The sequence below is a fragment of the Frateuria hangzhouensis genome (assembly GCF_026410505.1).
GTDB lineage: Bacteria > Pseudomonadota > Gammaproteobacteria > Xanthomonadales > Rhodanobacteraceae > Frateuria_A > Frateuria_A hangzhouensis.
In genome coordinates this window covers 1-284 of sequence record NZ_JAPMIU010000053.1, presented here as the reverse complement: position 1 = coordinate 284, position 284 = coordinate 1, and the positions used below count along the sequence as shown (strand labels likewise).

Sequence of the window (284 nt, the reverse complement as noted above, 5' to 3'; positions counted from 1 at the left end):
AGCGGCAGCCTTTTTCTCGGCCTCATTCATGCGCTCGTCGCGGCCTTCCTGCGCAAGAACACGCAGCGCCTGAGCGAGCGGGGTTCCATACCGTTCTGCCTGGATAAGAGCCTGCACCACACTTTTGACGCCGTCCAGCTGGGTACGCATACCGAAATTCTCAAGAGCCGTGCGCCTGTCCTGGAGGAAAGACAGTTCGGCCGTCGTCAGGATCATCTCCTCCGCCAGTTCAGGCGATTGCTCACCCATTTCCTCCGCCACACGACGCATTGCCGATTCCATTG

The 284-nt window shown here is 59.5% G+C and carries 1 protein-coding gene; it reads right to left on the bottom strand.

The features are described 5' to 3' along the window. Positions 1–270 (bottom strand): type II secretion system F family protein (locus tag OSC30_RS16835; RefSeq protein ID WP_267173002.1); only part of this gene is annotated, 270 nt, incomplete at its 3' end. Positions 271–284 lie beyond the last annotated feature (14 nt).